The sequence below is a fragment of the Isoptericola sp. NPDC057191 genome (assembly GCF_042670225.1).
Taxonomy (GTDB): domain Bacteria; phylum Actinomycetota; class Actinomycetes; order Actinomycetales; family Cellulomonadaceae; genus Isoptericola.
Map to the genome: position 1 here is coordinate 1 of NZ_JBHUWC010000198.1, position 7,421 is coordinate 7,421.

General features: G+C 73.1%; 7 protein-coding genes. 5 read left to right on the forward strand and 2 right to left on the reverse strand.

Features of this window, described 5'->3' with window-relative positions; translation table 11 throughout:
• Positions 1-82: 82 nt before the first annotated feature.
• Complete coding sequence (locus tag ACFT55_RS17775; RefSeq protein ID WP_380245173.1) at positions 83-1,573, reverse strand: FAD-binding oxidoreductase; 1,491 nt, start codon at positions 1,571-1,573, stop codon at positions 83-85.
• A gap of 138 nt (positions 1,574-1,711) precedes the next feature.
• On the opposite strand from ACFT55_RS17775, the gene ACFT55_RS17780 reads away from it, so the two are divergent.
• A complete protein-coding gene (locus ACFT55_RS17780; RefSeq protein ID WP_380245174.1) occupies positions 1,712-3,301 on the forward strand; it encodes a SpoIID/LytB domain-containing protein in 1,590 nt (529 codons plus the stop codon).
• 79 nt (positions 3,302-3,380) lie between these two features.
• On the opposite strand, the gene ACFT55_RS17785 is transcribed toward ACFT55_RS17780, so the two are convergent.
• Entirely contained in the window at positions 3,381-3,596 is a 216-nt protein-coding gene (locus ACFT55_RS17785) for a hypothetical protein (protein ID WP_380245175.1), read from the reverse strand.
• 116 nt (positions 3,597-3,712) lie between these two features.
• On the opposite strand from ACFT55_RS17785, the gene ACFT55_RS17790 reads away from it, so the two are divergent.
• The 4 genes from ACFT55_RS17790 to ACFT55_RS17805 all read left to right on the forward strand — a co-directional run bounded on the left by ACFT55_RS17790 (position 3,713) and on the right by ACFT55_RS17805 (position 7,375).
• A complete protein-coding gene (locus tag ACFT55_RS17790; RefSeq protein ID WP_380245176.1) occupies positions 3,713-5,839 on the forward strand; it encodes a type IIA DNA topoisomerase subunit B in 2,127 nt (708 codons plus the stop codon).
• A gap of 77 nt (positions 5,840-5,916) precedes the next feature.
• Positions 5,917-6,330 carry a DUF4430 domain-containing protein gene (locus tag ACFT55_RS17795; protein ID WP_380245177.1) on the forward strand — a complete coding sequence of 138 codons (414 nt, stop codon included), beginning with the start codon at positions 5,917-5,919 and terminating at the stop codon, positions 6,328-6,330.
• Positions 6,327-6,944 carry a DUF6580 family putative transport protein gene (locus tag ACFT55_RS17800; protein WP_380245178.1) on the forward strand — a complete coding sequence of 206 codons (618 nt, stop codon included), beginning with the start codon at positions 6,327-6,329 and terminating at the stop codon, positions 6,942-6,944. Before ACFT55_RS17795 ends, ACFT55_RS17800 begins: the two co-directional genes overlap by 4 nt.
• Positions 6,945-6,988: 44 nt before the next feature.
• On the forward strand, positions 6,989-7,375 hold the full coding sequence (locus tag ACFT55_RS17805) for a DUF2200 domain-containing protein (protein WP_380245179.1): 387 nt from the start codon (positions 6,989-6,991) through the stop codon (positions 7,373-7,375).
• Positions 7,376-7,421: the final 46 nt, after the last annotated feature.

Here is a 7,421-nt window from a genome sequence, read left to right on the forward strand (position 1 = left end):
TGTCCGGAGCGCGCACCCCGGGGCCGAGCCTTCTCAGGCGTCGTGCCCTCGTCAGGGGTCGTGACCTTGTCAGGTGCCGTCGTCAGGCGTCCTGGACGACGGCCCATCGCGAGGACGACGCGAGCGTCCCGCGCGGGTCGTTCCGGCGGCGCAGGTCCACCAGGCGCTGGTAGGTGTCGGCGCCGAAGGCCGTGCGCACCAGGTCGGCCGAGACGGCGTCGCGCGGCCCGGCGAAGTTGACGAGCGAGCCTCCGGTGGTCCACTCGCGCAGGGCGTCGTGCACCGCCTGGACGTGCACGTCGGCGTCGGGCGGCCCCAGGGGCGCGCCGAGCGAACCCACGAACAGCGTGCAGGCCGCACCGCGCCCGGCGACCGCGTTCGGGACGGCCGCAGGGCGGCCGACGGCGCCCCCCAGAAGGCGGATCTCGGCCATCATCACGGGCGAGCCGGGCGGCACGGCAGCGAGGAACGCGTCGACGGCCTCCCGGGGGAGCTCGCGGAGCTGTCCGCCGCGCTCGACGAACGGCATCGGGTCCTCGGGGTCTGCGTGGATCTCGCCGATCCGCACGTACGGGAGGTCGCCGATCGTGTCGAGGATCGGCGTCGCCGTCCCTCGCAGCGCGTCGACCAGCGGGTCGCTGCCGGTGTCGTCCCTGTTGTCCTGCACACCGTCCCGCACTCGGTCCTGCCCGGGGTCGCCCAGGTGGCGCACGTACCGGACCACGAGGACGGCACGCCCGCGCAGCGGCTCGGGGAGGTCGGGCAGCGGCGGCAGGTTCAGCCGGGCGACGGACGTGGAGACGTCCTCGGGCAGGTCGGCCACGAGCTCGCGCCAGCGGTGCAGGACCGGGGCGGCGTCCGCGGCGTCGAACCACACGGTGCCTCCACGCACGGTGCGCAGGGGGAACAGGTCGAAGGTCATCGACGTCACGACGCCGAACGCACCCCCGCCGCCGCGGAGGGCCCAGAACAGCTCCGGGTGCCGGGTCGGCGATGTCGTGACGAGCGCGCCGTCCGGGGTCACGACGTCGAACGAGCGGACGTGGTCGGCGGCAAAGCCGAACGTGCGTGCCAGCGGTCCGAGGCCGCCGCCGAGCGTGTAGCCGACGACGCCGACGTGCGGCGACGAACCGCACAGCCCACCGAGCCCGTAGGGGGCGCCGGCGTCCAGCACCGTGCGCCACGACGCGCCCGGACCGACGGTCGCCGTCCGCGCCTCGGGGTCGACGACGACGTCGTGCAGGGCGGACACGTCGAGCAGCACGTCGTCGGGACCCGTCGGGGCGGCGCTGTGACCGGTGGAGCGCACGCCGACGCCGAGCCCGTGCGCGGCGGCGGTGCGGACGGTCAGGGCGACGTCCTGCGGCGTGCCGGCGCGCACGACGAGCGCGGGCTGGTGGACCAGCGCGAGGTTGAAGCCTCCGAGCGTCGCCTCGTAGGCGGGCTCTCCGGGCAGGTGGACCGCGCCGGCCAGGGCGGGCCGGAGCTCGTCCGCGGCAGCGGTGGCGGTCGTCGTGCGGTGGGGCGTCGCAGGCTGGTCGAGCGCGACGGCGGCGGGGACGGTGCTGGACATCGGTGACTCTCCTTCGGTGGGTGGTGCCGGGGGAGAGGGAGCCACGCACGGCTCGCGGGTGACACCGCCACGACCGGCGCGGCGGGTGAAGTGCGCCGGGTACTCCCGCGACCTGCGTCGATGTGGGAGGGTGTCCGCGTGCTCCAGACCACGGTCCAGCCGGGACGCACCCGGCTCGTCGTCCTGCTCGCGCTCGCCGTCGCACTGGCGCTCTCCCTCGCCTCGGCCCTCGTCGCCCCGCCCGCCCAGGCGGCCACCTGGACGCTGTCCGCCGCCGGCGGCGGGACCACGACGGCGGCGGTCGGGAAGACGCTGAGCGTCCGGTACCTGAAGTCGGGCGCGCCGGTGAAGTACGCCAGCGTCACCCTCCAGCGCAAGAAGGGCGGGTCCTGGGTCAAGGTCCGCACGGTGCGCACCGGCGCGAAGGGCCGTGCCTCGACCACGGTGAAGCCCACCGCGTCGACGAGCTACCGCTTCAAGACGACCCGGGCGGCGAGCGGCACGGTCAAGGTGCTCGTCGTGCCGGTGCGGTTCGCGATCTCCGGCTCCGGGTCCGGTCACGGCGTCGGGCTGGCCCAGTGGGGCGCGTACCAGCAGTCGCGCTCCGGCCGCACGCCCGCGCAGATCCTGAAGTACTACTACCCGGGCACCACGGTCTCCACGGCGAACGACCCGCGCACGACGCTCGACGTCCAGGTGCTCGGGCCGCCGTCGGACACCCGCACCACGACCGTCCTGGCAGTGGGCCAGGGGGCCTGGCAGCTCAAGGACCCGGCCGGCACCGTGGTGGCGAGCGGCGGCGCCACGACGAAGGTCACGGTCGGCGTCGCGTCGGCAGGCGTCACGGCCCGGGTCATGAAGGGCACGTCGACCGTGCGGACCGTCGCCGCGCGGTCCAGCCTGACGTTCGAGTGGTCGGGCACCCGGTACTACCAGCCGACCGGGACGAAGGCGGTCGCGACCGTCGCGGGCGCCCAGGGCACCTACCGCAACGGGCGTCTCGTCGTGACGAAGCGGTCGTCCCGGCCGAACGTCGTCAACGAGGTGATCATCAACACCGAGTACCTCTACGGGCTCGACGAGATGCCGTCGGGGTGGGGCTCGAGCACCAACCGAGGGGCCGCGGCGCTGCAGGCGCAGGCGATCGTGGCGCGCAACTACGCGATCGTGGAGAAGGTCAAGGGCCTGAAGTCCGCGTGCGGGTGCCACGTCTACGACGACACCCGCTCCCAGCACTACACCGGCTGGAAGAAGGAGGGCGGCAGCTGGGGTGGCACCTGGGTCGCCGCGGTCGACGCCACGATCCAGGACGGCACGGTCACCGTGCTGCGCGACGCCCAGGGCCGGTTCGCCGAGACGCCCTACTTCGCGTCGACCGGCGCGGCAGGCGGCCGCCGCGGCACGGCCGCGAACAACGAGGTGTTCGGGACCGCGGCCCTGCCGTACCTCAAGCACGTGTACGACTCCTACTCGGCGAACGCGCCCGGCAACCCGTACCTGCGGTGGAGCGACTCGATCACGCAGTCCAGGGCCCGGTCGATCTTCGGGCTGTCGTCCGTGCGCTCGATCGCGGTCACGTCCCGCTGGTCGAGCGGCCAGGTCCGCACGCTCACTGCCACGTCCGTGACCGGGAAGAAGGTGTCCCGGACCAAGACGGCGGACGGCTGGCGCACCACCCTCGGGGTGCGGGGGTCGTGGGTCGCCTCCCTCTCGGGACGCTCGAGCTGAACGGCGGGCGACGCACGAGAGCCCCGCGCCGGGCGGCGCGGGGCTCTCGTGTCTCGTCGGTCGTGCGGGGGTCGGCGGGTCAGCGCGCCCCGTGCTCGGCGTGGAGGCGGTCCGTCTCGTCCTGGACGTGGACGGCGACGCCCTCGTAGGCACCCGCGTGCGCACGTGCGTGGTGCCCGCAGAAGAGGAGCTCTCCGACGGGCAGGACCACTCGCACGTACGCCTGGGCGCCGCAGCGGTCGCAGCGGTCGGCGGCGGTCAGCGGCTGGGTCGGTTCGGTCGTCGTGGTGCTCACGTCCTCATCCAACCAGACAGGTGGCCAGGACCATCCCGCTCCCCGGCCAGGTTCGCTCCGGGCATAGCGGCGTGGAGCACACGGAACACCTGTTCGGGTCGTCTACCCTCGTTCCCGTGACAGCCACCTCCGAGTCCGGGTACACCGCGCGCCACCTGTCGGTCCTCGAGGGCCTGGAGGCGGTGCGCAAGCGCCCCGGCATGTACATCGGGTCCACGGACTCGCGCGGTCTCATGCACTGCCTGTGGGAGATCATCGACAACTCCGTCGACGAGGCGCTGGGCGGGCACGCGTCGGCGATCCGCGTCGTGCTGCACGCCGACTCGTCGGTGACGGTCGAGGACGACGGCCGCGGGATCCCGGTGGACATCGAGCCCAAGACGGGCCTCACGGGCGTCGAGGTGGTCTACACCAAGCTGCACGCGGGCGGGAAGTTCGGCGGTGGCTCGTACACGGCCTCGGGCGGCCTGCACGGCGTCGGCGCCTCCGTGGTCAACGCGCTCTCGGCGCGGCTCGACGTCGAGGTCGACCGCGGCGGCAAGACGTACCGCATGACGTTCCACCGGGGCGAGCCCGGCGTGTTCTCGGACCCGGCGGCCGGCCCGTCCCCGGAGTCGTCGTTCGCGCCCTTCACCGACCACAGCGAGCTCGCCGTCGTCGGCAAGGTCAAGCGCGGCGTCACCGGCACCCGGGTGCGGTACTGGGCGGACCGGCAGGTCTTCCCGAAGTCGGCCGTCTTCAGCTACGACGAGCTCGTCACGCGGGCGCGCCAGACGACGTTCCTGGTGCCCGGCCTCAAGATCCTGGTGCGCGACGAGCGCGGGCTGCCCGGCACGCCGGGGGAGACCGGGCCGCACGAGGAGGTCTTCCAGCACGACGGCGGGGCCGTCGACTTCGTCGAGTTCCTCGCGCCGGACGCCCCGGTCACCTCGACCTGGCAGCTGCGCGGCACGGGCCACTTCACCGAGACCGTGCCCGTGCTGGACTCGCGGGGGCACATGTCGCCGCAGGAGGTGCAGCGCGACTGCGAGGTGGACGTGGCCCTGCGCTGGGGCGGCGGCTACGACACCGAGGTGCGCACCTTCGTCAACATCATCTCCACCCCCAAGGGCGGGTCCCACCTGTCGGGCTTCGAGCAGGGTCTGCTCAAGACGGTGCGCAAGCAGATCGAGACGAACGCGCGCCGGCTGAAGGTCTCCACCAAGGACGCCGCGGAGCGCATCGAGAAGGACGACGTGCTGGCCGGCCTCACGGCGGTCGTCACCGTGCGGCTCGCCGAGCCGCAGTTCGAGGGCCAGACGAAGGAGGTGCTGGGCACGGCGCCCGTGCGCGCCATCGTCTCGCGCGTGGTCGAGAAGGAGCTGGGCGCCCTGCTCACGTCGTCCAAGCGCGACGAGAAGGCGCAGGCAGCGCTGCTGCTGGACAAGGTGGTCGCCGAGATGCGCGCCCGCGTCACGGCACGCAAGCAGAAGGAGATCTCCCGCCGCAAGAACGCCCTCGAGGCGTCGTCCTTGCCGGCGAAGCTCGCGGACTGCCGCAGCGACGACGTGACCCGCAGCGAGCTGTTCATCGTCGAGGGCGACTCGGCCCTCGGGACGGCCAAGCTCGCGCGGTCCAGCGACTTCCAGGCGCTGCTGCCCATCCGCGGCAAGATCCTCAACGTCCAGAAGGCGTCGATCAGCGACATGCTCCGCAACGCGGAGTGCGCCGCCATCATCCAGGTGCTCGGGGCCGGGTCCGGCCGGTCGTTCGACCTGGAGGCGGCGCGCTACGGCAAGATCGTGCTGATGACCGACGCCGACGTGGACGGCGCGCACATCCGCACCCTGCTGCTCACGCTCTTCTACCGCTACATGCGCCCGATGCTCGAGGCGGGCCGGGTCTTCGCCGCCGTCCCGCCGCTGCACCGCGTCGAGGTGCTGGGCAGCGGACGGCGCAAGAACGAGTACCTGTACACGTACTCGGAGGCCGAGCTCACCGCCACGCTCAAGAAGCTGGACCGTGCCGGACGCCGGTACAAGGAGGACATCCAGCGTTACAAGGGCCTGGGGGAGATGGACGCCGACCAGCTCGCCGAGACGACGATGGACCCGCGCCACCGCACGCTGCGCCGCGTGACCGTCGAGCACGCCGAGGCGGCCGAGCGGGTGTTCGAGCTGCTCATGGGCAGCGACGTCGCGCCGCGCAAGGAGTTCATCGTCGCCGGTGCGAGCACCCTGGACCAGTCGCGGATCGACGCCTGACGGTCACCGGTCGCGATCGACCGTCCGGATGACGGCCCGAGCGGCGGGCGGACGCCCAGGATGGGTACCCTTCGGCCGTGAAGATCCCGCGCTCGCCCTCGTCCCGACTGCTCGCGCTGCTCCCGGCCACCGCCCTCGCCGTCGGCCTGCTGGCGGGGTGCTCCGACGACGGGACCGCCGACGGCGGCTCCACCGCCTCGACGTCGGTCGACCCCACGGAGCAGGTGGCGGAGAACCTCAGCGAGTTCTCCTACGCGGGCGAGGACGGCAAGACGGCGCTCGAGCTGCTGCAGAAGCACGACCCTGACGCGCAGGTGCAGGGCAAGGGCGAGAACGCCTACGTCACCGCCGTGCGGGGGCACGAGGCGGACCCCGACACCGAGTTCTGGGGCCTGTACGTCGACGGGGAGATGGCGCAGGTCGGGGCCGGTTCCCTCGTCACCAAGGACGGGCAGACCGTCACCTGGAAGCTCGAGGAGATCGAGAAGTGACCGCTGCCCCCGCCCCGCGCCTCGAGGCCCCGCTGCCCGCGCGCGAGCTCGCCCGCCGCTGGTGGCGCCCCGCCCTCGCGGTGCTGCTCGTGGTGGCCGCCGTCGTCTGGCGCCTGGTGAAGGACGACCTCGGCGCACCGCCGAACCTCGAGCTCTCGACCGCGGCGGCGTTCGCGGCGGCCGGCCTGCTGCGGCACCGCGTCGCCATGCTCGCCCCGCTGGCCGTCGTCGCGCTGAGCGACGTCCTGCTCGGCAACTCCTCCGTGCTGGTGTTCACCTGGAGCGCGTGGGCCGTCGTCGGCCTCGGCGCGTGGTGGGCAGGACGCACCCGCGGCACCGCCGGCCGCCTGGCCGCCGCGCTCGGTTTCGGCGTCGGGAGCTCGCTGTTCTTCTACCTGTGGACCAACGCGGGCGTGTGGTGGCTGGGCCGCGGCACCTTCTACCCCGCGGGTCTGGACGGGCTGGTGGCCAGCTATGTCGCCGGTCTGCCGTTCCTGCGGCCGATGCTGCTCGGCAACCTCGTGCTCGTGCCGCTCGCGGCCGGGCTGGTGGCCCTCGTGGCGCGGCTGGAGCGGGCGCGCGGGGCCGCCGTCATCCCGCTGCCGGCGCGGTAGCCTCGTCGGACGCGCTCGACGCACCGACAGGGAGACGAGGACCGATGCCCGCAGACCGGATCCGGCGGATGCCCTTCGCGAGCATCTATCCCCTCTACGTGCAGAAGGTGGAGCGCAAGGAGCGCGACCGGGCCGACGTCGACCGCGTCGTCACCTGGCTCACCGGCTACGACGCGGCAGGCCTGGAGCGCGCCGTCGCCGACGAGGTCGACCTGGAGACGTTCTTCGCCGAGGCGCCCGCCATGAACCCGGACGCCGTCCTCATCACAGGGGTGGTCTGCGGGGTGCGGGTCGAGGAGATCGACGACCCGCTGATGCAGCAGATCCGGTGGATGGACAAGCTGGTCGACGAGGTCGCGAAGGGCAAGAAGATGTCCTCGATCCTGCGCCAGGCCAAGGAGGCCAAGGAGGCCAAGGAGAGCACCCCGTAGCAGCCCGCGCTGGGGGGACGAGAACGGCGAGAGCTGCGACCGCAGC

Bases quoted from the DNA above. Each gene is read 5' to 3' on its own strand.
- ACFT55_RS17775 (WP_380245173.1), bottom strand. From the start codon at position 1,573: ATGTCCAGCACCGTCCCCGCCGCCGTCGCGCTCGACCAGCCTGCGACG.
- ACFT55_RS17805 (WP_380245179.1), top strand. From the start codon at position 6,989: ATGCCCGCAGACCGGATCCGGCGGATGCCCTTCGCGAGCATCTATCCC.